19 protein-coding genes and 2 tRNA genes are annotated in these 23,181 nt (G+C 55.7%); 14 read left to right on the top strand and 7 right to left on the bottom strand.

Going from position 1 to position 23,181, the window contains the following annotated elements:
• The first annotated feature begins 126 nt into the window (after positions 1 to 126).
• The gene (locus tag PuT2_RS01015) at positions 127 to 1,572 is read left to right on the top strand and encodes an amidase family protein (RefSeq protein ID WP_093969166.1); all 1,446 of its coding nucleotides are present in this window, start codon (positions 127 to 129) and stop codon (positions 1,570 to 1,572) included.
• A gap of 87 nt (positions 1,573 to 1,659) precedes the next feature.
• Here PuT2_RS01015 and PuT2_RS01010 read toward each other — a convergent pair whose 3' ends face one another.
• From PuT2_RS01010 to PuT2_RS00995, 4 genes are all read right to left on the bottom strand, one after another.
• The gene (locus PuT2_RS01010; RefSeq protein WP_158213991.1) at positions 1,660 to 2,565 is read right to left on the bottom strand and encodes an AraC family transcriptional regulator; all 906 of its coding nucleotides are present in this window, start codon (positions 2,563 to 2,565) and stop codon (positions 1,660 to 1,662) included.
• 81 nt (positions 2,566 to 2,646) lie between these two features.
• Entirely contained in the window at positions 2,647 to 2,988 is a 342-nt protein-coding gene (gene fdxA, locus PuT2_RS01005; protein ID WP_093969164.1) for a ferredoxin FdxA, read from the bottom strand.
• Between the two features lie 171 nt (positions 2,989 to 3,159).
• On the bottom strand, positions 3,160 to 5,328 hold the full coding sequence (gene katG, locus PuT2_RS01000) for a catalase/peroxidase HPI (protein ID WP_093969163.1): 2,169 nt from the start codon (positions 5,326 to 5,328) through the stop codon (positions 3,160 to 3,162).
• A 297-nt stretch (positions 5,329 to 5,625) separates the two neighbouring features.
• Positions 5,626 to 5,715, bottom strand: a tRNA-Ser gene (locus PuT2_RS00995).
• Positions 5,716 to 5,902: 187 nt separating this feature from the next.
• On the opposite strand from PuT2_RS00995, the gene PuT2_RS00990 reads away from it, so the two are divergent.
• From PuT2_RS00990 to PuT2_RS00980, 3 genes are all read left to right on the top strand, one after another.
• Positions 5,903 to 6,688, top strand: coding sequence for a 3-hydroxybutyrate dehydrogenase (locus PuT2_RS00990; protein ID WP_093969162.1), 786 nt, complete (start codon positions 5,903 to 5,905; stop codon positions 6,686 to 6,688).
• Between the two features lie 106 nt (positions 6,689 to 6,794).
• Positions 6,795 to 7,568 carry a peroxide stress protein YaaA gene (gene yaaA / locus PuT2_RS00985; RefSeq protein ID WP_093969161.1) on the top strand — a complete coding sequence of 258 codons (774 nt, stop codon included), beginning with the start codon at positions 6,795 to 6,797 and terminating at the stop codon, positions 7,566 to 7,568.
• Positions 7,569 to 7,582: 14 nt separating this feature from the next.
• Positions 7,583 to 8,809, top strand: a complete 1,227-nt coding sequence (locus PuT2_RS00980; protein ID WP_093969160.1) for an MFS transporter — start codon at positions 7,583 to 7,585, stop codon at positions 8,807 to 8,809.
• 11 nt (positions 8,810 to 8,820) lie between these two features.
• Here PuT2_RS00980 and PuT2_RS00975 read toward each other — a convergent pair whose 3' ends face one another.
• Positions 8,821 to 11,034: an FUSC family membrane protein gene (locus tag PuT2_RS00975; RefSeq protein WP_093969159.1), complete on the bottom strand. Its 2,214-nt coding sequence runs from the start codon at positions 11,032 to 11,034 to the stop codon at positions 8,821 to 8,823.
• 430 nt (positions 11,035 to 11,464) lie between these two features.
• Between PuT2_RS00975 and PuT2_RS00970 the strand changes: the two genes are divergently transcribed.
• From PuT2_RS00970 to pssA, 5 genes are all read left to right on the top strand, one after another.
• The gene (locus tag PuT2_RS00970) at positions 11,465 to 13,189 is read left to right on the top strand and encodes an acetolactate synthase 3 catalytic subunit (RefSeq protein WP_093969158.1); all 1,725 of its coding nucleotides are present in this window, start codon (positions 11,465 to 11,467) and stop codon (positions 13,187 to 13,189) included.
• A gap of 10 nt (positions 13,190 to 13,199) precedes the next feature.
• Positions 13,200 to 13,691 carry an acetolactate synthase small subunit gene (gene ilvN, locus PuT2_RS00965; RefSeq protein WP_093969157.1) on the top strand — a complete coding sequence of 164 codons (492 nt, stop codon included), beginning with the start codon at positions 13,200 to 13,202 and terminating at the stop codon, positions 13,689 to 13,691.
• A 119-nt stretch (positions 13,692 to 13,810) separates the two neighbouring features.
• Positions 13,811 to 14,827 (top strand): ketol-acid reductoisomerase, encoded by a 1,017-nt coding sequence (gene ilvC, locus PuT2_RS00960; protein WP_093969156.1) that lies wholly within the window; start codon positions 13,811 to 13,813, stop codon positions 14,825 to 14,827.
• An 84-nt stretch (positions 14,828 to 14,911) separates the two neighbouring features.
• Positions 14,912 to 15,565, top strand: coding sequence for a phosphatidylserine decarboxylase (locus tag PuT2_RS00955; protein WP_093969155.1), 654 nt, complete (start codon positions 14,912 to 14,914; stop codon positions 15,563 to 15,565).
• Positions 15,566 to 15,658: 93 nt separating this feature from the next.
• On the top strand, positions 15,659 to 16,444 hold the full coding sequence (gene pssA / locus PuT2_RS00950) for a CDP-diacylglycerol--serine O-phosphatidyltransferase (RefSeq protein ID WP_093969154.1): 786 nt from the start codon (positions 15,659 to 15,661) through the stop codon (positions 16,442 to 16,444).
• Between the two features lie 12 nt (positions 16,445 to 16,456).
• Here pssA and PuT2_RS00945 read toward each other — a convergent pair whose 3' ends face one another.
• Positions 16,457 to 17,101, bottom strand: coding sequence for a hypothetical protein (locus PuT2_RS00945; protein WP_371596179.1), 645 nt, complete (start codon positions 17,099 to 17,101; stop codon positions 16,457 to 16,459).
• A gap of 146 nt (positions 17,102 to 17,247) precedes the next feature.
• Between PuT2_RS00945 and rpsO the strand changes: the two genes are divergently transcribed.
• The 3 genes from rpsO to PuT2_RS00930 all read left to right on the top strand — a co-directional run bounded on the left by rpsO (position 17,248) and on the right by PuT2_RS00930 (position 20,542).
• Positions 17,248 to 17,517: a 30S ribosomal protein S15 gene (gene rpsO / locus PuT2_RS00940; protein ID WP_093969153.1), complete on the top strand. Its 270-nt coding sequence runs from the start codon at positions 17,248 to 17,250 to the stop codon at positions 17,515 to 17,517.
• Between the two features lie 91 nt (positions 17,518 to 17,608).
• Positions 17,609 to 19,759, top strand: a complete 2,151-nt coding sequence (gene pnp, locus PuT2_RS00935) for a polyribonucleotide nucleotidyltransferase (RefSeq protein WP_093969152.1) — start codon at positions 17,609 to 17,611, stop codon at positions 19,757 to 19,759.
• Between the two features lie 144 nt (positions 19,760 to 19,903).
• Entirely contained in the window at positions 19,904 to 20,542 is a 639-nt protein-coding gene (locus PuT2_RS00930) for a carbonic anhydrase (RefSeq protein ID WP_093969151.1), read from the top strand.
• Between the two features lie 167 nt (positions 20,543 to 20,709).
• Here PuT2_RS00930 and PuT2_RS00925 read toward each other — a convergent pair.
• Positions 20,710 to 20,795, bottom strand: a tRNA-Leu gene (locus PuT2_RS00925).
• 107 nt (positions 20,796 to 20,902) lie between these two features.
• Here PuT2_RS00925 and PuT2_RS00920 point away from each other — a divergent pair.
• Positions 20,903 to 21,460, top strand: a complete 558-nt coding sequence (locus PuT2_RS00920) for a 5'-methylthioadenosine nucleosidase (protein WP_093969561.1) — start codon at positions 20,903 to 20,905, stop codon at positions 21,458 to 21,460.
• A gap of 150 nt (positions 21,461 to 21,610) precedes the next feature.
• The gene (locus PuT2_RS00915) at positions 21,611 to 23,155 is read left to right on the top strand and encodes an NAD(P)/FAD-dependent oxidoreductase (protein ID WP_093969150.1); all 1,545 of its coding nucleotides are present in this window, start codon (positions 21,611 to 21,613) and stop codon (positions 23,153 to 23,155) included.
• Positions 23,156 to 23,181: the final 26 nt, after the last annotated feature.

The raw sequence follows: 23,181 nt of genomic DNA, 5'->3' as shown, positions 1-23,181 counted from the left end.
GTTTTTGCGTAATGCTGCTTTGCGGGCGGCCGCAGGGGCTGTTGTGGTGTCTGTCGTGTTGATAAGCTGGTTTTAGTTGGGTTTGGCCACCGCCGGCCCACATAAACCAATAACGGAGACACAAACATGACGAACATTTCTGCCCCTGCTCAGCAACCTTCGGAACTATGGCGTTGGAGCGCAACGGCGCTGGCGCGTGGCATTCGAACTGGTGCGATTTCTTCGCGTGAAGCCACTTTGGCGAGCTTGCAACGTATCGAGCAAGTCAACCCTCACGTCAATGCACTGGTTGAGGTCTCGTCCGAAGAAGCGCTGGAAATGGCTGATGCGGCGGATCGCGCGGTGGCGTCAGGTGAAAACCTTGGGCCGTTGCATGGTGTGCCTGTATCGATCAAGGTCAACAGCGACCAGAAAGGGCATGCGACCACCAATGGCGTCGTCGCATTTAAAGACATGGTGGCGCACGAAGACGCGCCGCACGTCGCAAACCTGCGCCGGTCAGGGGCCGTATTTGTCGGGCGCAGTAATACACCTGCGTTCTCATATCGTTGGTTTACCAATAACGACCTGCATGGCCGTACGCTTAACCCTTGGGATGCAACCCGCACACCGGGCGGCTCGAGTGGCGGGGCTGCTGCTGCGGCGGCGACTGGCATGGTGGCGATGGCGCACGGTAATGATATCGGGGGTTCGATTCGGCAGCCGGCGTATTGTTGCGGCGTGACGGGTTTGCGTCCCACCGTAGGTCGCATCCCTTCATGGTTTGGTCCTGCCGATGCAGATCAGGCGTTATCTGTTCAAACCATGTTGACTCAAGGGCCGCTGGCGCGTTGTGTGTCAGATCTGCGCCTTTCGCTGGCGGCGATGAGCCCATTCGACCCCCGGGATCTGGTGCATGCCTCGCCGGCGCTTCCGGGGCCGGGTCTGGCCCGGCCTATTAAAGTCGCCTTTTTACGCGATGCGGGGCCGTCTAAGCCTACAGCAGCAGTGTTGGCGGCATTGGATCAGGCCGCCGACTGGTTGCGCGACGCCGGCTATGTCGTCGAAGAGGTCGCCGACCCCGTTTTCGAGGAGGCCTACAAGCTTTGGTACCTGCTGGCGATGGAGGAGTTTCGTCAGTTGATGCCGTTGGTTGAAGAGGTTGGCGATTACGGTATGAAGAAAACGGCCGAACACTACTATGCTGTGGCCAAAGACTGGTGGGGCGAGCAACCTGACTTGACGACCTACATGAACGGATACGCCCGTCGCGGAACCCTGATCGTCAAGTTGCAGCAGTTCATGCAAAAATATCCGCTAATGTTGATGCCGGTGGCCGCCGAGCAGGCCTTCGAGCAAGATGCCGATATCCAGAGTGTGGAGAGTATGCGACGCGTTATGGCAGCCAATTGGTTGATGATGGCGATCCCGATGTTGGGCTTTCCCGCGATGTCGGTGCCAACGGGTGTGGCTGGAGGTCTGCCGGTTGGGGTTCAATTGCTGGGGCAACGGTTCCGCGAGGACGTTGTTCTGGATGCCGGCGAGGTGATTGAAGCCAGGGCTGGTATCTTGACCCCGATAGACCCGCGTTAAAGTGTCAACCCTCCCCCTTGCTGGTTATTTAAGTGGCTTGTGGGGGAGGGCGCCGATATAAAGAAGGACGGGGCCTGACAGCCCCGGTCAATGACATCGAAAACCTTGCTGTGTTCGATACCGGCGGGGAGAGCAGCCGGCGTGCCGGCTGAAGGCACGAGTGAACTGACTTGGGTTGGCAAAGCCTAACTGCCCCCCGATATCGCCTATGGATGCCGATGTCCCGGTTAAAAGGTCGCAAGCGCGCTGAAAACGTAGTTCATCGTAATACCGGTAGGGCGTGCGACCCGTGCTGTTCTGAAATAGCCTGCTGAAATGAAACGGGCTGAGCCCGGCGATTTGCGCCAGCCGCTCGACGGATACCCCCTCTGGAGGCAGGGCATGAATAGCCTCTAGTACCCGGTTCAGTAAACGGCGTTCGAGTTTGGGTGTTGTTTTTGCGGCCGGAGTCGGTTCACGCTGAAACCGGCGTGCCAGGGTATGTAGTAAGGCGACGCGGCAGCTGCTTTCCAGCAAAGGCGTCGGCCCCACATTAGAGACCTCTTGCCATAACCGAAGTACAAGCTCGTGCACCAGGCGTTCGTCAAAGCCGCGACCTGCTAGCCGCCACAAGTGCTCGGCAGGTGCCGTGACGCCAAAGGCTTCGAATAGTTGAGTTACGTCTTGCGCGGGTAGCGCGAGGTAAACACACTGCGACTCGCCATTGAGCGTCCATTGTGCATTTGCTTCGGCGGGCACGATATATACCGGCGATGTCGACGGGCAGAAGTGCTCGTTTGGACCAAACCCCAGGTCAAACATTACCGACGTTGCATTGATGTTTTGCTGAGCAATAATCAGGACATCGGAGGTAATGCCGCGTTTGAACGTATGCGCTTTGGCACGGTGCCTGGCCAAAGACACGCTGCTGGGCAGGGCCGGCCCAACGTCGACTTCACCCACAATATGTTGCGGGTGCCGCAGTAACGTCATGAAATTTGGAGATGAACCCATAAATATTGCCTGGCCGATATTTTGTCGGGTTGACCGGCCCATTCTATCGGGCAAAGGTACGGCTGGCGATGGGTGTTTTTGCTAGGTTTCGATTTGCTGCTTTAGCAGATGAAGCTTGTTTTTTGCAGCGGCCCAGACCTCATGCTCCGGCAATGGTGGCTTGGCTTGTGTAATGCGCTTCCAGCGCGGGTCGTGAGATAGGTCACGGTTCAGTTGCACAAAATGCGCCTGGTCGGGCGCGATTTCGCTGGCCTCGACAATGGCACCTACGGGACATTGGCCGACACAAATCGAGCAATCAATACATTCGTCGGGGTTGATAACCATGAAATTAGGCCCCTCGAAAAAACATTCCATGGGGCAGACACTGACGCAGTCGGTGTACTTGCAGGCAATACAACTTTCGGTTACTACAAAGGCCATGCTTTTAAATCACCCTGTTTAATTGTTTATGTAGGTGACGACTGTACTCGCTTTTTGTGACAGCCAATAGCAACGGTACTGCAAACATTAATTCCCGAAACAGGAATATTCAGCTTATCAATTTGAACAGCCGGTAGCCGACTGTTGTCAGCTACCGGCTGCATGGGCTGCTTACTGCAGGTCGAAACGGTCGGCGTTCATTACCTTTGTCCAAGCGGCAACGAAGTCGTTGACGAATTTTTCGCGGTTATCGTCTTGGGCGTACACTTCGGCGTAAGCGCGCAAAATAGAGTTCGAACCGAATACCAGATCGACACGTGTGGCGGTCCACTTGGTGGCGCCGCTGGCGCGATCGACAATATCGTAGCTGTTCCTGCCGGTCGGCTTCCAGCTATAGTTCATGTCGGTCAGGTTCACGAAAAAGTCGTTGGTTAACGCACCGACACGATCGGTAAACACGCCATGGCCCGCACCGCCGTAATTGGTGCCCAAGACACGCATACCGCCAACCAACACCGTCATTTCTGATGCGGTCAGGCCCATCAGTTGGGCGCGGTCCAGAAGCAGCTCTTCGGGTTTGACGACATAATGGGCTTTTTGCCAATTACGGAAGCCGTCGGCCAGGGGCTCCAGCACTTCGAAGGAATCGACGTCGGTTTGTTCTTGTGTTGCGTCGCCACGACCCGGCGCAAATGGCACGCTAACCGAAACACCCGCCGCTTTAGCCGCTTGCTCGATACCCACGTTGCCCGCCAGCACAATGACGTCGGCCACGCTGGCGCCCGTCTCGTTTGCGATCTGCTCATAAACTTTCAAGACCTTAGCCAGGCGTGCAGGTTCGTTACCTTCCCAGTCCTTTTGCGGGGCCAGTCGGATGCGTGCGCCGTTAGCGCCGCCACGATAGTCTGAACCACGGAAAGTACGTGCGCTGTCCCAGGCGGTAGATACCATATCGCTGACGCTTAAGCCGGCGGCGATAATTTTTGCCTTGACGGCAGCGACGTCATACTTTGCATTGCCGGCAGGTACCGGATCTTGCCAGATCAAGTCTTCGGCAGGCACTTCGGGGCCAATGTAGCGTGCTTTAGGGCCCATGTCGCGGTGGGTCAGCTTGAACCAGGCGCGAGCGAAAACATCTTCGAAATAGGCCTGGTCAGCTGCAAAACGTTCGGAAATTTTGCGGTATTCAGGATCCATTTTCAGGGCCATGTCGGCGTCAGTCATCATGGGCATGCAGCGGATCGATGGATCTTCGACATCGACGGGCATGTCTTCCTCTTTGATGCTTACGGGTTTCCACTGCCAGGCGCCGGCCGGGCTTTTTGTCTGTTCCCAATCATGCTTGAGTAGCATTTGGAAGTAACCGGCGTCCCATTTTGTCGGGTGGGTAGTCCAGGCGCCTTCAACCCCGCTGGTCACTGTGTCGCGACCAATGCCGCGTGTTTTGTGGTTCATCCAGCCCAGCCCTTGTTCTTCAACGTCGGTGCCTTCCGGGGCGGGGCCAAGGTTGGCGGCGTTGCCATTGCCGTGCGCCTTGCCCACGGTATGGCCGCCGGCAGTCAGGGCAACGGTTTCTTCGTCATTCATGGCCATGCGTTCAAACGTCACGCGCATGTCTTGGGCTGTTTTCAGTGGGTCGGGGTTGCCGTCAACGCCTTCGGGGTTGACGTAGATCAGCCCCATCATTACTGCGGCCAGCGGGTTTTCCAGGTCGCGTTCACCGCTGTACCGGCTGCCTTCGCCGCCGCTCTTGGCCAGCCATTCTTTCTCGGAGCCCCAGTAGATATCCTTTTCTGGGTGCCAGATGTCTTCCCGGCCGAAGGCAAAGCCAAACGTTTTGAAGCCCATTGATTCGTAGGCGACATTGCCGGCCAAAACAATAAGATCGGCCCAGCTGATTTTGTTGCCATATTTTTTCTTGATCGGCCAAAGCAAGCGACGCGCCTTGTCGAGGTTGCCATTGTCGGGCCAGGAATTGAGCGGGGCAAAGCGTTGGTTACCTGTGCCCGCACCGCCTCGACCATCGGCAACACGGTAGGTGCCGGCAGCGTGCCATGCCATGCGAATCATCAGGCCACCGTAGTGCCCCCAGTCGGCAGGCCACCAGGGTTGGCTGCTGGTCATCAGTTCGGCCAGATCTTTTTTGAGCGCGTCGACATCGAGAGATTTCACGGCCTCGCGGTAATTGAAACCGGCTAGCGGATTGGTCTTGCTGTCATGCTGGTGCAAGATGTCGAGGTTCAGGGCTTCGGGCCACCAGGCCATGGGCCCTTGGCTTGAGGCGGTATTGCCGCCGTGCATTACCGGGCATTGGCCTGCTTTTGTCTGGTTACTTTCCATGTCGCGCTCCTGTGTTGCGTTACGAGTTATCGTGCGTTGATACAAGGACCATTGTTAAGCAGGCTTCAATATTAGTAAAGTTTATTATTTAAATAAACTTGATAGTAATATTCTATTTAAAGCCGCTTTAGGCAAGTCGTTAGAACGTACCAAGCCTACATAAGCCAAGTTTCAGGAAAAGGTCAGGAAAGGTCAAGCAAAGTTTGGCGTAAGTCGGCTGGTGGGGCTCGACTTTTGCTGCCAAGAGAAGAGACCAAATAAAAAAGCGCCCCGGGGGGCGCTTAAATATAGACTGCTTGGCGGACAGGGTGGGATTCGAACCCACGGTACGCTTGCACGTACGCCTGATTTCGAGTCAGGTACATTCGACCACTCTGCCACCTGTCCGTGTTGCGGTCGTTACCAGCAAGTCCGCAATTCTAACAGAGGTATTTATTTTTTGCACGGTGCCAGGGCTTTGCGCTGAGAAATTTGCAGGTTGTGCGAAGGTTTATCTGATTTGCGCAGTGCACTGATTAAGTTTTATAGAATACAGTACGACTTTAAGTTCAAAATCCAAAATCAAGGGGGTTGCATGCTGACAGGTAAACGCGCCGTTGTAACAGGGTCTACCAGCGGAATTGGTTTGGCCATAGCACGCGAATTGGCGTCCAACGGCGCCGATATTGTCATCAATGGGTTTGGTGATGCGCACGAGATCGAGCAGGCCCGTGTCAATATCGAGCTTGAGTTTGCCGTCAAGGCCTACTACATTGCTGCCGACCTTTCGCAGGCCGCGGCGACCCGAAAATTCATTGATGATGCGGCAACCGTACTGGGCGGGGGACTGGATATCCTCGTCAATAACGCCGGCATTCAGCATACCGATCTTATTGAAAATTTCCCCGTCGATCGATGGGATGCGATTATTGCCCTGAATCTCTCGGCGGTGTTTCATGGCACTGCGGCCGCGCTGCCGTACATGAAGCGCCAGGGGTGGGGGCGCATCATTAATATCGCATCGGCGCATGGCCTGGTTGCGTCGCCGCAAAAGTCTGCCTATGTGGCTGCCAAGCATGGGGTGGTCGGCCTGACAAAAGTCACGGCACTTGAAAACGCCGGCAATGGCATTACCGCCAATGCCATTTGCCCGGGCTGGGTGCGTACTCCACTTGTTGAACGCCAAATCGAGGCGTTGGCCGAGAAAAACGGTACCGACATAGAAACTGCCGCCAAAGACCTGCTGGGCGAGAAGCAACCCTCGTTGCAGTTCGTGACCCCAAAACAGCTTGGCGCCGCTGCAGTGTTTCTGGCGTCCGATGCCGCCGAGCAAATGACTGGGACCAGCCTTTCCATGGACGGCGGCTGGACGGCCCGTTAACCTCCGCGACTGTTGACTTTGGCGTGCCAATGCGTCGGCGCTTCGCGCCGGCGTCGCCATTACCAAACTATCTATTCAATTTTTGCGATCAGGAACGTTTTTAAACATGTTAGTTCTTCTGTCACCCGCCAAAAAACTTGATTACGACTCGCCGGTGCGTACAACAAAGCATACGCAGCCTTTATTTGTAGAGCAGGCCCAGGGGCTCATCGATGTACTCAAACAAAAGTCGGCTTCTGAAATTGCCGGTTTGATGAGCCTGAGCGATAACTTGGCTAGTCTTAACGTCGAGCGCTATGCAGCCTGGACACCAAAATTTACGCAAACCAATTCGCGCCAAGCTGTGCTGGCGTTCAACGGCGATGTATACGAGGGCCTTGAAGCCCCTACGCTGAATGAAGGCCAGCTCGATTGGGCGCAGCAGCATGTGGCTATCTTGAGCGGTCTTTATGGTGTCTTGCGTCCACTCGACCTGATGCAACCTTACCGCCTGGAAATGGGCACACGCCTGGCGACTGAAAAAGGCAGGAACTTGTACGACTACTGGGGCAGCGAAATCGCCAAGTATCTTAACGCGCGCCTGGCTGAACAGGGTGCCGATACGATCGTCAACCTTGCATCTGAAGAGTATTTCAAATCGGTCGATCAGAAAACACTTAAAGCCCGCATCGTGCAATGTGTTTTCCAGGACGAGAAAAACGGTAGCTGGAAAGTCATCAGTTTTCATGCCAAGCGCGCCCGTGGCTTGATGGCCCGCTACATCATCGAGAATCAGATCACCGATTCTGCAAAGCTCAAAGGTTTTGACGCCGAGGGCTATGCTTTCCATGCCGATTCGTCCTCCGACTTGAAGCTGGTTTTTCGTCGCCCCGAACGCTAAGCGGCAGGCAGGTCATGACCAACTCAACCCGTATCTTTTTATTTTTCTCGTTCGGCTATTTTGTCTCGTACTTGTATCGAGGCGTCAACATTGGCTTTTCGGGCTTTCTCATCGAAGAAATCGGGCTGTCGGCTGCCGATCTTGGTCTGTTGACCAGCTTTTATTTTTTGGGGTTTGCGTTAACCCAGATACCTGCGGGCGCTGCGCTTGATACCTGGGGGCCGCGCAAGGTTAACGGGGTGCTTGTGCTGGTGGCCGCTGTTGGCTCGGTGATTTTCGCGCTTAGTGACACCATGTGGGGTCTGATGTTGGGCCGCTTTGTCATTGGTGTGGGCGTGGCCGTTTGTCTGGGGGCGGCGTTCCAGGCCATGGCACTGACCTTCCCCACACACCGTTTGCCCATGATCAACGGGGCAGTCGTGGCGCTGGGTGGGCTGGGCGGGGCAGTGGTGGGGACGCCGTTGTCCCTAGTGCTCGATGTGATTACATGGCGTGCGGCCAGTTTCTTGCTGGCTGCGCTGACGGTAATGGTGTCGCTGTGCCTGCTGTTTGGTGCGCACGACACAGCACCGTTGCATAATCGCAAGCGCCCCACAATGGGTGACCAGCTTCGTGGTACCTGGGAAATCGCCAGAACGCGAGCCTTCTGGCAGATTCTGCTGTTCCCGTCTATTGTTGCCGGCACCTTCTATGCAGTGCAGTCTTTATGGGTGAAGCCGTATCTGCTTGATGTCAACGGGCTGCCCGGTGCGACTGTCGATGGGCTTGTGTCGCTGATAGGGTTTGCCGCCGTGTTCGGGAGCGCGGCTTCGGGGCTTGTGGCCCGGCGGGTTGAGCGCTGGGGCATCAGTCTTTACTATTTTTGCGGTTCGCTGTCGGCCTCGTTCGTGCTGATCGAGGCGCTGATTCTCCTCGACGTGTCGTTGCCAAGTGTCTTTTTCTGGGTAACTTATGGATTCCTGGGCGGTACCAGTGCACTTATTTACGCTGTCTTGGTAGAAACCTTTCCTCGCCATACGCTGGGGCGGGTGGGCACCAGCTTTAATATGCTGGTGTTCTTCCTTATTTTCTTGTTCCAGAACGCCGTAGGCTGGGTTGTGGAGTTGTGGGAGCCTATCAGTGTGGGCGTGTATCCAGCCCAAGCCCATATTGCCGCATGGACCATTTTGCTTGCCCTGCAAATCGGGGCGGGTATTTGGTACTTTGCCAGCAAGCAACCTAAAAAGCTCGAACACTTGTAAGGCAAAGCGGGCTATGCCGTTCCTGGCGTCAGTGCCCGCATTTCTTGTCGAATCAACTGAGTCGCTTTAAGCATTTGCTTCATCGGGTAGGCCAAGGCCGCCAGCTCGCCTTCAGTTTCAATTGATTGGGGTGGGTTGGCGTCTTTGTCGTTCAGGTATTCTTCGATTGCATCAAGCGACAACCGTATCCCTTCGGGGACATCGTGCAGTTGGGCCAGTAACGGGATTGCCGCGCTGATCTGTGAGGCCAGTAAATGGTTCTGGATGAGCAGGTGGTTGAGCTCGGGTACATTGCGCTGGCGGCGCACGGGCTCTGCCATCATGCGATAAAACGCGGCTGTAAAGTTACCCAGCGCAATGTAGGCATTTTTACGGGTTAGTCGCCACGCGACATCGGCTTCCTCAACGTCGCGGGTAAGGGCTTGACGCGCAGGTTCGTCAAGATCAGTCGCTTGCATCAGCTTGCGGCTCAGATCGGCGTAGTGCATGCCGGCTCTGAAGAATTTGGCATTGGCGTTTTTCGCCGCAGCCGCCAGCGAGCCCATAAAGTTGTGTTCCCACCAGGGCAAAATATAGCTGCACCCCAGTGCCAGCGCGCTGCCCAGCACGGTGTCCAGCAGGCGCTCACCGATCAGGAAGTTGGTGGCGGGTGACAGGAAATGGAACGCCAACATCAGGCACAGCGTGTTCAACGCGGCCGACATCATGAAATTGACCTGCACCATGCTGTAGCCCAAGATGCACGCAGCGACCAGCACGGTAAAGTAAATGTTGATGCTGGGTTCTAGGTTGAACATGGCCAGGGCCAGCACACAGCCCAGGAAGGTACCCGCCAAACGGAAAAGGTTACGCTGCCGTGTCAGTGCATAGCCGGGTTTCATGACGACGACCGTTGTCAAAATAATCCAGTACCCATGAATTTCGATCGACGCGCTGTCGGGGCGCGATGCCAGTATGGCCGTAAGAACAGCGTCGACAACCAGTGCCAGGGTGGCTGCGATCGCCACCCGAATCGAGTAACGGAAACTGGGTGAATCGAGTCGCAGGTTGCTGGTGATCATGCCCAGCCGTAATTCGTTATGCGATAAAAACCGGCCTAGCGTTTTGTCCAGCCGCATATCGACCAGTTCGAACGATTGTTTGGGCTGGGTGTGTTCGGTCATGCGCTCGACGATGCGCGTCGCATTACGCAGGCGCCGAAGCACTTGTACCAGCAAGGCATAGACTTCGGGCTGGTTGTCGGCCAGCCCCTGTTGTCGATACTGCTCAAGTTCGTATTCGATGGCGCGAATTTCTGCCTTGACGCTACTGCGTTCGGTTACCGGCCGATCTCGGGCGACATCCAGCGCGATTTGGCGTGTGTTGTTTGCCAGCTTTCGCAGCGCGTCGCGTGCAAACACCAGCAGGTCGCTGTCGTGCAGGGAACGGTGGAGCGTCGCGTAGTCGGTCTGCGTAGCCACAAGCGTGTCGAGTAACGCTACCATATCTATAAAGATATTCAGGGCAGCGTAACGCCGTCGGTCCGATCTTGACTTGCCTGTTGGCAACTCGCGCAATACCGTGTTGCGTGCAGCCTGCTGGCTCTCTGTCATGGCGGACTGCGTGCGCATTAATTGACGGTATGAGTCCTCCAGGTCAAGGGTAACGTCATATAGCCTTGATCGTGAGTCAATGTAGTCGGCGGTAGCGAATAGGGCGACCGAGAGCGCTTGTTGTTCTTCTCGGTGCCAGAACACGCGGTGAACGGCGCTACTGAACAAGAAGTAAAACAGCCCCCCCGCAAATGAGCTTAACGAGTGGATCAGCACTTCGTGCGGCTCAAGCGCTTCACGCATGGTCAGGGTCATGATGAACAGGCAGGCGTAGCCCATCAGGCCGCCTTGGCGACCATATACCGTAAACATCGAAAACAAAAAACACAACGCCGGGATGACAAACCAGATGAGGGTGCTGTGCGATGCGCTAAGCCCGGTAACAACGGTAGTGGCAGTGCCCAGCAGTACGGCCCCCAGCATGGTGTTGACGCTGTAGCGTCGGGGGCTGCCGGGTTGGTCGATGACGGCAACGCAGGCTGCGCCTATAGAGGCCACCATGCCAAGGCCGTACTGGCCCAGCACTAGCCCGGCGAATAAAGCCGGGATAATGACGCCGGTGGCTTGCCGCAGCCCGCCAAAAAAGTAGTGGCTGTAAAAAAAACGTTGGAGCAGCGGCAAGGTGGCGGTCATTCTGGTGTCAATTGCACAACGAAAGTGTCTAGTATAGAGATTAAGCGTTGCATTTTGATCGCTTTTGGGGCCTTCGATTTGATTCTGATGCTGCAACGCGGTAAATTAGCCGATTAATCTGCTAAATACCGTTAGCCGATTGTGTAAGGTTTTGCTTTGCCGGCGTACCCGCCCGGTTTTTTGCGCCCTAAATCAACTTGCTGTTGGCCGCGTCACAAACGTGTGTGTCAACGCATTCCGTTTCTACCTCTTGCATTCACCCGAATGCGCGTACTGCATCTCGATGGGTGTGTGCCGAATCGGCAGGGTGTCTGGGTGGCGTGGTTCCGTGAATCACAAAGCGCCAGATTATGTTGCCGCAGTCGGTATAGCCCGGGCTGTCATGGCCGGTCGGGGTGTCAGTGCCGGTTACGAAAGGAATTAATTTACTATGGAACTCAATGGCGCCGACATCGTCGTACGCTGCCTTGCCGAACAAGGTGTTGATCACATTTTCGGTTATCCAGGTGGCGCGGTCCTTTACATTTACGACGCAATTTATAAACAAGACAGTTTCAAACACATCCTTGTTCGTCACGAACAGGCTGCCGTGCACGCAGCCGACGCCTATTCGCGTTCGTCGAACAAAATCGGCGTCGCACTGGTTACCAGCGGCCCGGGCCTGACCAACGCCGTCACGGGTATTGCTACCGCTTACATGGACTCCATTCCCATGGTGATCCTCAGTGGCCAAGTGCCTACCGCGGTCATTGGCGAAGACGCATTCCAGGAGTGCGATGCCATCGGCATTACCCGCCCCTGCGTCAAACATAATTTCTTGGTGCGCGATGTCAAAGACCTGGCCGACACCATGCGCAAGGCCTTTTACATTGCCAAAACCGGTCGTCCTGGCCCTGTCTTGGTCGATATCCCCAAAGATGTCACCGTGGCTACCTGCAAGTACACCGCGCAGCGCGAAGAAGTCGCCTTGCGGTCGTATACACCTGTTGTCAAAGGGCATCAGGGGCAAATCAAAAAGGCCGTGCAAATGTTGCTGGCGGCCGAGCGCCCCATGATTTACGCCGGCGGTGGCGTGGTGCTGGCTGATGCTGCCCCCGAGCTGCGTCAACTGGTTGACCTGGTGGGCGCGCCGTGTACCAATACCCTCATGGGGTTGGGCGCATTCCCTGCCTCCGACGACAAATTCGTGGGCATGCCGGGCATGCACGGTACTTACGAAGCTAACATGGCCATGCAAAACTGCGACGTTCTGGTCGCGGTTGGGGCGCGCTTCGATGATCGTGTTATTGGCAACCCGAAGCACTTTGCGCAAAACCAGCGCAAAATCATTCATATTGATATCGACCCGTCGTCCATTTCCAAGCGCGTCAAGGTTGACGTGCCTATTGTCGGCAGCGTCAAAGACGTACTGCAAGAGTTCAACGCCATGTATGCCCAAATGGCCGTGGCCGAAGAGCGCACCGACCCGGCACGTTTGGCCGACTGGTGGAAACAGGTGCAAACCTGGCGCGGCAAAGAGTGTCTCAAGTTCAAGAACTCTACCAGCGTCATCAAGCCTCAGTTTGTTGTTCAAAAACTCTGGGAAGTGACCGGTGGCGAAGCCATCGTTACCTCCGATGTCGGACAGCACCAAATGTGGGCCGCCCAGTACTACGGGTTCAATGAACCCCGTCGCTGGATCAATTCGGGTGGTTTGGGCACCATGGGTGTAGGTTTGCCCTATGCCATGGGTGCGCAAATGGCCAACCCTGGGCGCGATGTTGCTGTCATTACAGGCGAAGGCTCCATCCAGATGAACATCCAGGAGCTCTCGACCTGCAAACAGTACCACCTGACGCCCAAGGTTTTGTGCCTAAACAACCGTTACCTGGGTATGGTGCGGCAGTGGCAACAAATCGACTATGGTTCGCGCTACTCCGAGTCTTATGTCGACGCCTTGCCCGACTTCGTCAAACTGGTCGAAAGCTATGGGCACGTGGGTATTCGTACCGACAAACCTGCCGACGTCGAACCGGCGTTGCGTGAGGCCTTTACCAAGTACAAAGACCGGTTGGTATTCCTCGACTTCATTACCGACCAAACTGAAAACGTTTGGCCCATGGTAAAAGCCGGGCGCGGCCTGACCGAAATGCTGCTGGGTTCAGAAGAGCTGTAAGGACATAACAATGAAACATGTAATTTCCATTCTTCTCGAAAACGAACCCGGTGCGTTGTCTCGTGTAGTGGGCCTGTTCTCTGCCCGTGGTTACAACATCGAAACGCTTACCGTTGCGCCAACCGAAGACGAAACGCTGTCTCGCATGACAGTTGTTACGCAAGGTTCCGATGAGGTCATCGAACAGATCACCAAGCACCTTAACCGTCTGATTGACGTGGTCAAGGTCGTCGATTTGTCCGAAGGGCCGCACATCGAGCGCGAGCTGATGCTTATCAAAGTGCGTGCTGTGGGCAAAGAGCGCGATGAGCTCAAGCGTATGGCCGATATTTTCCGCGGCCGCATCATCGATGTTACCGACAAGGCCTACACTATCGAGCTCACCGGCGACCAAGGCAAAATCGAAGCCTTCATCGGCGCGCTCGATCGCAGCGCCATTCTTGAAACCGTTCGCACCGGCGTGTCTGGCATTGGCCGCGGCGAACGTGTTCTAAAATTGTAGTCATGTTGTTCCGGCGGCCTTGCCAGTGTTGGTCGGGGCCGTTGTTTAACCCATTTATTCAAATCCTATAAACTGCGCACTTCGCGGTTTACAAGAACATACGCTTGGAGCACTTATAAATGAAAGTTTTTTACGACAAAGATTGTGACCTCTCGCTGGTTAAGGGCAAACAGGTCGCCATTATTGGTTATGGTTCGCAAGGCCACGCCCACGCACTCAACCTGCACGAGTCCGGGGTCAACGTCGTTGTCGGTCTGCGCAAAGGTGGCGCTTCGTGGTCGAAAGCCGAAAACGCTGGCCTGAAAGTAGCTGAAGTTGCCGACGCGGTTAAAACCGCTGACCTGGTCATGATTCTTCTGCCCGATGAAAACATCGCCGAAGTCTATCGTACCCAGATCGAAGCCAACCTCAAGCCCGGCGCAGCACTGGCTTTCGCGCATGGTTTCAACGTTCACTACGGTCAGGTTCAGCCTCGCGCCGACGTCGACGTCATCATGGTTGCACCTAAAGCGCCTGGTCACACCGTTCGTGGCACATACCGCCAAGGCGGCGGCGTACCTGCACTGGTTGCCGTTTACCAAGACAAATCCGGCTCTGCCCGCGACATCGCTTTGTCGTATGCCAGCGCCATTGGTAGCGGCCGTGCCGGTATCATCGAAACCAACTTCCGCGAAGAAACTGAAACCGACTTGTTCGGTGAGCAGGCAGTTTTGTGCGGCGGCGCCGTTGAGCTGATCAAGGCCGGTTTCGAAACGCTGGTTGAGGCCGGTTATGCCCCCGAAATGGCTTACTTCGAGTGCTTGCACGAACTCAAGCTCATCGTCGACCTGATCTACGAAGGCGGCATTGCCAACATGAACTACTCGATCTCGAACAACGCCGAGTACGGTGAGTACGTCACCGGCCCCCGTATCGTGACCGATGCCACCAAAGAAGCCATGCGTCAGTGCCTGAAAGACATCCAGACCGGCGAATACGCCAAGAGCTTCATCCTGGAAAACCAGGCCGGTGCACCTACGCTCATTTCGCGTCGCCGTATCAACGCCGAATCGCAAATCGAGCAAGTGGGCGGCAAATTGCGCGCCATGATGCCCTGGATTGCAGCTAACAAGCTGGTTGATCAGTCCAAGAACTAAGCAGTTCTAACAAAACCGGCGGGGTCAGGTCGCACAATAGGCTGCAGGACCGGGCCCCGCCGTTTTTTTGTCTCAAATAAATTTATGCATAAACCATCGTACCCACATCCGATCATCGCGCGCGAAGGCTGGCCATTCCTGGCTGGTATTGTTGTTATTTCCATTTTGGTCACGTTCTGGTCGCCGGGGGCATCCGTTGTATTCTGGCTGCTGTCGTTGTTCGTATTGCAGTTTTTTCGCGATCCAGCGCGTATGGCACCTGATGGCGCCAATAATGTACTTAGCCCGGCTGATGGCCGAATTGTGGCGGTGGAAGAGGTTGACGACACCTATGCACAGCGTCGCGCCCTGAAAATCAGTGTGTTCATGAATGTGTTCAATGTGCACTCCAACCGCGCACCCGTTAATGGGGCGGTGGTGTCGGTCGATTACTTTCCTGGCAAATTCGTTAACGCAGCGCTCGAAAAGGCTTCCCTCGAAAACGAACGCAATGCCATGGTCATTCATACGGCGTCGGGACACACGGTAACGGCGGTGCAGGTGGCAGGTCTGGTCGCCAAGCGCATTCTTTGTTACGCTAAGCCCGGCGACCAACTATACAGTGGCCAACGTTACGGGTTTATCCGCTTTGGTTCGCGTGTCGACGTCTACCTGCCGCTGGGTTCGCGCCCGCGCGTTTCTATTGGCGACAAGGTCAGTGCGACCAGTACCGTATTGGCCGAACTGCCCGAGCAGTAATTGCGCTATGTTTGCGCCTCGCGTGCCCGGTTTTTGTCCGGGGGCGCAGGCGGCAGGTCAGCCTGATCAGCCTATTTAACCGTACACCTGAATATGCCTAATTCTTTCAACGACGAAACCCGTCGCCGGCGCAGTATTTACTTGCTGCCCAACGCCTTTACCACCGCTAATTTGTTTGCCGGCTTTTATGCCATCGTGCAGGCCATGAATGGTCGGTACGAGCTGGCGGCAATTGCCATTTTTTTGGCAATGGTGTTCGACGGCATGGATGGTCGGGTGGCCAGGCTGACCAACACTCAATCGGCGTTTGGCGAGCAATACGACTCGCTGTCCGATATGACGTCTTTTGGCATTGCGCCCGCGCTTATTCTTTACGAGTGGTCGTTAAATGGCCTGGGGCGTTGGGGTTGGCTGGCAGCGTTTATTTATGTCGTTGGGGCGGCACTGCGTCTGGCGCGTTTTAACACCAATATTGCGGTCGTCGACAAGCGTTTCTTTCAGGGTTTGCCCAGCCCGGCAGCGGCGGCCCTTCTGGCCGGTTTTATGTGGTTAGCGGTCGACAACAAATTTCAATTTGAAGACGCTACCATTGCCTGGGTTGCCTTTGCCATAACCGTGTATGCCGGTGTGGCCATGGTGACCAACCTGCCTTTTTATAGCGGCAAGTCTTTTGCGCTTGGGCGCAGTGTGCCGTTTTGGGTCATTTTGGTCGTGGTGGCGGCGTTTGTGTTTGTCTCCAGCGATCCGCCGCTTGTGCTTTTTGGCTTGTTTGTTATTTACGGCCTATCTGGGTGGGGCGTCTTTTTATGGCGCCTACGCAAGGCGCGCCAGCTCAGCTTCCGACGCACCGACGGCACCGACACCCCCCAAGACAGCTAAATTACGTTGGCGTTAAAACCACCAGAACCGGTCGCCCTCGTACCGAGGGTCGGGGCCAGGGTGGAATCGGGTGACGCGCTCGCCGTCGCGGCCCAGGTACACATGCATCATCGCGTACCAGACACCGTCCTGCATATAACGCCAGCTCCAGACAATTTGTATTGAAGAGGGTAGTCCAACACCGGTTTTCTCGGCGGGTGGCCCAAATTCGCACAGCAGTTTTTCAGGTGTCCATTCGCCCGATTTCAATACCTGAAAGTGGGCGTCAGTCAGTAATTGCTCAACAGGCCCCACACGCCCTTCGGCGTCGGTATTGGTGCCCCATGCCTGCTGACCAAAGGGCTGCATGCTCCAGATCAGGCGCTGGCCGCCGTTATCAAGCGGGCAGGTGTAGGTGGGTTGGCCAAACTGGCTGATAACCTGGTTTGCCGGTGTGCCGGGTGGCACTTTGGCAATGTTTGCACAGGCGGTCAGCGCCGAAAGCAAGAGCGCAGCGCCGGCGGTCTTGAATATACGTGGCCAATCGGCTATCGGCCGCCTGAGGCGGTTGCTGGTTTTTGCCGCTGCCTGGCTTGCAAGGCCCACGCTTATCTTCGTGCGCGAGGGGTGCTTGGTCGGGGAAGTGTCTGCTTCGGGTTGCGCGCGGTAGTAGGGCATATCTTTTCCTGCATGTTGGCTGATCTGCAAATTCTACCGAATCCGGTATAATGCCGTTTGCTCGCCGTTGTGGCGGGCTACTGCATTGTTGCTTTTAATCTCACGTCAGGGCACCTCGGCCCTGTCGCCAGTCTTCGAGGTCTAGTATGTCTGTAGCAGAAATCAAAAAATCAGAAATCGTTTCTCAGTTCCAACGCGCTCAAGGCGACACTGGTTCACCAGAAGTTCAGGTCGCGCTGCTTACCGCACGCATCAACGAACTTACCGGCCACTTCAAAGAGCACAAAAAAGACCATCACTCGCGCCGCGGTCTGCTGCGCATGGTCAGCCGTCGCCGTAAATTGCTCGATTACCTGAAGGGTCGCAACCCCGACGCTTATCGCTCGCTCATCGAAAAACTCGGTCTGCGTAAGTGATATCTGGGGCGGGTTCCCCAAATGTATAACCGTGCGCACCACGAAATCTATCGTGGTGCGCACGGTTTTTTAATTGTAAGGATAGTCAATAATGTTCAATAAAGTGACCAAGTCGTTTCAATACGGCCAGCACACCGTGGTTCTCGAAACGGGCGAAATCGCCCGTCAGGCCGGCGGCGCCGTCGTTGTCTCGATTGACGACACTGTTGTATTGGCAACGGTAGTCGCGGCCAAAAAGGCCAAACCCGGTCAAGATTTTTTCCCACTCACTGTCGATTACGTCGAAAAAACCTACGCTGCTGGTCGCATTCCCGGCGGTTTCTTCAAGCGCGAAGGTAAGCCCTCCGAAAAAGAAACACTGACATCGCGTCTTATCGACCGCCCGTTGCGCCCCCTGTTCCCCGAGGGTTTCTACAACGACGTGCAGGTCATCATCCACACGTTGTCGGTCAACCCCGAAGTCGATCCCGATATCCCCGCCATGATCGGCGCGTCCGCCGCACTGGCTATTTCGGGCATTCCGTTTAATGGCCCCATTGGTGCTGCGCGCGTCGGCTACATCGACGGCCAATACCTTATCAACCCCACGACCACCCAGCTCAAGTCCTCCAGCATGGACCTGATTGTTGCGGGTACCGAAGCGGCGGTGCTGATGGTCGAATCCGAAGCCAAGCAACTGCCCGAAGATGTCATGTTGGGCGGTGTGGTCTACGGTCATGAGCAAATGCAAACCGTCATCAATGCCATTCACGATCTGGTCGCCGAAGCCGGCAAGCCAGAATGGGATTGGCAGCCTGCAGCTAAGAACGAGCCACTTATTACGGCCGTGAAAGCTGTAGCAGGCGACGACTTGTCTGCCGCGTATCAAATCCGCGAAAAACAGGCGCGTACCGAAGCTGTGCGCAATGTGTACGCCAACGTCAAAGCCAAGCTTCAAGAGCATGCCACAGCCAAAGAAGAAGCGGCTCCTGATGCTGTCGAGGTTGAGAACATTCTGTTCGAACTTGAGTCTGCCATTGTTCGTAGTCAGATTCTTTCGGGCGAGCCCCGTATCGACGGCCGTGACACGCGTACCGTTCGTCCGATCAGCATCCGTTTGGGCGTGCTTCCTCGTGCCCACGGTAGCGCATTGTTCACTCGTGGCGAAACTCAGGCACTGGTTGTTGCTACGCTGGGTACCAAGCAAGACGAACAAATCATCGACTCCATCATGGGCGAGTCGCGCGACCGCTTTATGTTGCACTACAACATGCCTCCGTTCGCTACAGGCGAAACAGGCCGTTTTGGTGTGCCCAAGCGTCGCGAAATCGGTCACGGTCGTTTGGCCAAGCGTTCGCTTATTTCTACGCTGCCCGCCGCTGACGAGTTCCAGTACACCATTCGTATTGTGTCCGAGATCACTGAATCCAACGGTTCGTCGTCCATGGCATCGGTTTGCGGTGGTTCGTTGGCCATGATGGATGCCGGTGTTCCTGTTAAAGAGCACGTTGCCGGTGTAGCCATGGGGCTTATCAAAGAGGGCGGCAAGTTCGCCGTGCTCACCGATATTTTGGGCGACGAAGACCACCTGGGCGATATGGACTTTAAAGTAGCGGGTACCGTGAATGGTATTACTGCGCTGCAAATGGACATCAAAATCCAGGGTATTACGAAAGAAATCATGCAGGTTGCTTTGGCACAAGCGCGCGAAGGCCGTTTGCATATTCTGGGCAAAATGCAAGAAGCCATCGACGGCTCGCGCACCGAGTTGTCGGCGTTTGCGCCGCGTATGATTTCGGTCAAGATCAACCCCGAGAAAATCCGTGACGTCATCGGTAAGGGTGGGGCCACCATTCGCGCACTGACCGAAGAAACCGGTACGCAAATCGATATCTCCGACGATGGCACCATCACGATCTCCAGTGCTGACCTCGATCGTGCTCACGAAGCCGAGCGTCGCATCAAAGAGCTGACTGCCGATGTCGAAGTGGGTCAAGACTACGAAGGTCCGGTATTGCGCCTGCTCGACTTTGGTGCGATCGTTCAGGTATTGCCCGGTCGCGATGGTTTGTTGCACATCTCCGAAATCGCCAACTATCGCATCAACAACATCAACGACGTGTTGAAAGTGGGCCAGGTTGTTAAAGTCAAGGTCATCGAGGCCGACGACAAAGGCCGCCTGCGTTTGTCCATCAAGGCCATTGGTGGCATCGAAGCACAGGGCGGGCCTGCCGCGCCCGCTGCGTCTGCGCCCGAGGCCTGATTCTCGTAGTGATCGGGTCTGACGTGTATTTTTCAGGCCCGATAGCTGCGATAAAGCACAAAAAGTGCACCCGGTCGGGTTGCATTTTTTGTGCTTTTTTTTGTGGCGCGTGACTCACCAACAACAACATCAAGAGGTCATTTAATGTTTCCAGAACGACTCACCGAAGGCTATCAACACTTTCTCGATGGCCGCTTCCAGACCGAAAGCAGCCGCTACCAGAAGCTGGCCGAAAAAGGACAAAACCCTGAAATCATGTTGATCGGCTGTTGCGACTCGCGCGTCTCGCCCGAAGTGATTTTTGACGCGGGTCCAGGCGAAATGTTTGTCGTACGTAACGTGGCTAACTTGGTGCCGCCCTTTGAGGCAGACACCGAATCTTCCTATCACGGTACTAGTGCCGCTATCGAATTTGGCGTCAATGGCTTAAACGTCAAGCATATTGTGGTGCTTGGCCATGCATCGTGCGGTGGTGTCAAAGCCTTTCATGACAACGCCAAGCCGTTAAGTCAAGGCGATTTCATTCGCAAATGGATGTCGCAGATTGAACCGGTTGCCGAGCGCCTTGGGGCCTCGACAGGCGACTACAAGGCAGACCTGAAACGCCTTGAACTGGCTGTTGTCGAAGCCAGCTTGAATAACCTGATGACGTTTCCGTTCATTCGTCGTCGTGTCGAGGCCGGCGAGATTGAGTTGCACGGGGCATATTTTGGCGTAGCGACCGGGTTGCTGTACTTGCGCAACCCTGCCTCGGGCCATTTCGAACCATGCCTGGAGCAGTAATCGGCGGGGCAGGGCGTCTGGCGTCAAAGGCGCTTAAAGCCCGGCTTGGTTGGCCGGCGCTGACGAGTGGGTGTCCCACGCTAATGGGCAAAGAGCCCGGGCATAAAAAAACCGCGTAAACACAAATTACGCGGTTTTTTTCGCCGTTAAGCGTTGAATATGTTATTTGGTGCGTCCAGCCGGAATCGAACCGGCACGATCAAAGATCGAGAGATTTTAAGTCTCTTGCGTCTACCAATTCCGCCATGGACGCCAAGCGCGTAATTATGACATAAATGGCTGCATTAGATGGTGCATATGGCATCGACAGCCGTCAGCCCGGTCTTGTATGTTGTCGCCTCAGGTTACATAATGCGCAGCATGAGCGAAAAACTTCTTCTTGTGTGCGCCTTGCCCGATGAACTTGCCCCGGACAGCTTGCCAGCCTCGGTGAGGGTCATATATACCGGCATGGGCAAAATCAACGCGGCCATGGCTACTCAAAAAGCCATCTACGAAGCCCGGCCGTCACTCATTCTTAACCTGGGTACTGCGGGTGGCCTGAAAGACGGCTTGACCGGCCTGTTGCCTATAGGGCGTGTCGTGCAGCGCGACGTCATAACGTTGTTGGCGCCACGGGGGCAAATGCCCTATTGCTCAAGGCCGCAGCAATATTTTTCAATTCAGTCTTCGGGTCATACGTGTGGCACCGGCGACAGCTTCGTGACGGCTCACGACCCCTGGTTCGATCATGCCGCCATTGATGTCGTTGACATGGAGCTTTATGCCATTGCGGCTGCAGCCCACGAGCACAATGTGCCCTGGATGTCGTTCAAGTACGTTTCCGATCGCGCCGACGATGCCGCCGTCGATACCTGGAAGCGCGATAAGCATTTGGGCCAGCAGCTGTTTCTAGAGGCGCTGGCGAAATTTTTGTAGTTCTGATGCCGCATACCTCTGAAAGGTGTGTCGCATGTGTTTGCAACGCAGCGCCAGTGGCCGTACTGACGCGCAAGGCTCTGTCGTTGCATTTAACCCTGGTATCGCTGCTAAAGCGGCCAAAACACTATCGTTGAAACAGGATGTTGTATGAGTGTGATTGTTATTGGGTCGGGTATTAACGGGTTGGTTGCGGCGGCTGAACTGGCCCTTAAAGGGCAAGCGGTTACAGTGCTCGAGCGTCTTGATCGGCCTGGCGGAGCGGTGCGAACCGAAGCGCTGACGTTGCCGGGTTTTCGTCACGACGTTGCCGCCATGAATCTGTCAATGTTTGCCGGGTCGGGTTTTCACAAGGCGCATGCCTCAGTGCTGGCTACGCATGGTCTCGAGTTTGTGCCGGTCGATCGGCCTTTTGCATCCGTCTTCCCTGGCGGTGATTACTTCGGTGTTTCTACCAATCTCGAGGAAACGCTCTCTACAATTCGCCATCCTGAAGATCAGGCGGCCTGGAAGGCCGGTTTGGCAGCATTTCCTGGCAAGGCCGGTGCGCTGGGCACGCTGTTGTCTGCTCGTATGACAAAAGGCGGGCTATCCAAGGCGGGCTGGCAAATTTTGCGTAGTCAGGGCTTTAATGGCGCGCTCGACCTGATGCGGCTGCTGGTGTCTTCTCCGCGCAACTGGGTCGAGCAAACGTTTACCGATCCCCGTCTGCACGCGGCCTTGGCAACCTGGGGCCTGCATCTTGATTTTGCACCCGATATCTCGGGTGGGGCTATTTTCCCTTATCTCGAAAGCTTTGCTAGTCAATCCATGGGCATGGTCATTGGCAAGGGTGGGGCAGATACCGTGACTCGGTCGTTGGTGCAGCTGATCGAATCTCGCGGCGGCAGCGTGCGCTGCAGTGCAGAAGTCGATCGCATCAATGTCGTTGGCGGCCAGGTTCAGGGGGTTACTCTGGTTTCGGGTGAAACGCTCAAGGCGTCCAATGTTCTGGCTAATGTGGCTCCGCGTGCGCTTATGCGTCTGCTGTCAGGGCAGAGCGGCGATGCTGGCTTTGACGCCGGTATGAAAGCCTTTCGGCATGCGCCGGGCACCATGATGATCCATCTGGCACTGTCCGATCTGCCCCCGTGGCAGGCTCAGGCATTAAAGAAATTTGCTTACGTTCATATTGGCCCTACACTTGACGACCTGGCGCGTACCTATCAGCAGGCCATGGCCGGGCTGTTGCCCGATGCTCCAGTGCTTGTGGTTGGTCAGCCGACGGTATTCGACGCTTCGCGCGCACCAGAAGGCAAGCATGTTTTGTGGGTGCAGGTGCGTTGCCTGCCTGCCGATATTCGCGGTGATGCTGCCGGACAAATCCAGGGCAGGTCGTGGGCCGATATCAAACAGGTCTATGCCGATCGTGTCATGGCGCAAATCGAACAATACGCACCCGGGTTGTCAGGTCTGGTGTTGGGGCGTCATGTGGTGTCGCCGCTTGATCTCGAAGCCGAGAACCCCAATTTGGTTGGCGGCGATCAGGTTTGCGGGTCGCATCATATGTCCCAAAATTTCCTGTTCCGCCCGGTGCGAGGTTTTGCCGACGGTCACACGCCGGTCAAGGGCTTGCATATGGTGGGTGCTGCAGTTTGGCCGGGTGGTGGTACCGGTGCCGGATCGGGCTACATGGTGGCCCAAAATGTGCGTTAGTTTCGGGTTAACACCAGTGGGTAGTT

The sequence above is a fragment of the Pusillimonas sp. T2 genome (assembly GCF_002236805.1).
In the GTDB taxonomy this organism is placed as follows: domain Bacteria; phylum Pseudomonadota; class Gammaproteobacteria; order Burkholderiales; family Burkholderiaceae_B; genus Neopusillimonas.
Note: the sequence above shows the minus strand (reverse complement) of the source record. Positions and strands in the feature narration are given on the sequence as shown.